At 67.9% G+C, this 800-nt stretch carries 1 pseudogene; it reads right to left on the reverse strand.

Annotated features, from left to right (window positions below):
- Positions 1–21 precede the first annotated feature (21 nt).
- Positions 22–800: pseudogene (locus AC3EQ1_RS31305) on the reverse strand (IS5 family transposase); the annotation flags it as partial.

Below are 800 nucleotides of genomic sequence, written 5' to 3' on the forward strand. Positions count from 1 at the left end.
AGGGCGCGTATTTGGTTGTGATCAATGGGTGGTTCGGGTGAGGTCTTTGATCCAGATCATCGAGGCGCGGAGGTGGAGTCCGGCGAGGTAGCTGTCCGGGGTCTTGTCGTATCGCGTGGCGATGCCTCGCCAGGCTTTGAGCTTGTTGATCAGGCGCTCGACGGTGTTCCGCTCCTTGTAGAGGTCCGCGTCGTGGCTGACGGGTCGGCCGCCCCTGGGGCCCTTCCTCGTCCGGTTGGCGGCCTGGTCCCTCTTCTCCGGGATGACCGCCTTGATTCCGCGTTTGCGCAGGTGGGCGCGGTTGCTGCGAGACGAGTAAGCCTTGTCGCCGGCAACCGCGTCCGGCCGGGTGCGGGGGCGGCCAACAGAGCCACGGACCCGTATCCGCCCCAGTACGGGGACAAACTGCGGGCTGTCCGCGGCCTGGCCCGCGGTCAGGACGAACGCCAGCGGGCGGCACTTCCGGTCGGCAGCAAGGTGGACCTTGCTGGTTAACCCACCCCTCGACCGTCCGAGGAGGGCGGCCTTCAGCCGGAGTTTGCGTCGGCGCCGAATGCGCCGTCGCTCCCGTGCGCGAACGTCTTCGGCATCCTGCCCGGATTGTTCGTCGCAGCCGCCCCCTTTAACCTGGTCTTCCTCTCCTCGGCAGCAGCCTTCTCCAGAGCGGTGACGACGTCCTGACCGAGGTGCATCCCGGCAGCGTCGTGGTGAGCCCGGGCGGTGGTGGAGTCGATGCTGACCAGGGACAGGTCCACCTCGCCCCGCTTCGCGGCCTCCGCGATCAGGCCCTCCAGCAGAGC

It is taken from the genome of Streptomyces sp. bgisy100, from assembly GCF_057709105.1.